The organism is Paenibacillus sp. BJ-4 (assembly GCF_020404765.1).
Lineage (GTDB): Bacteria > Bacillota > Bacilli > Paenibacillales > Paenibacillaceae > Paenibacillus.
Window position 1 is genome coordinate 1 of the sequence record NZ_JAIVEM010000166.1, and the last position, 211, is coordinate 211.

Sequence of the window (211 nt, forward strand, 5' to 3'; positions counted from 1 at the left end):
CAATTTCTTCGCTGGCATACGTCGACAAATGGAGTCCGGGAAGCTGGATTTCCACATTCTCTGTATTCTGCAAAGCAAACATCGTATCGAACAGCGGATTGCGGCGTAAATCGCGAGCCACGTTCACCTTATCCACCAGTTCCTCAAACGGATAATTCTGATGTTCAAAAGCGCCCAGCGTCGTCTCCTTGATTTCCTTCAAGTAGTCAAG

At 47.9% G+C, this 211-nt stretch carries 1 protein-coding gene; it reads right to left on the bottom strand.

Annotated features, from left to right (window positions below; all coding sequences use genetic code 11):
• On the bottom strand, nt 1-211 hold a 211-nt coding region (locus LCF57_RS28385), incomplete at both ends, for a condensation domain-containing protein (protein WP_226003092.1).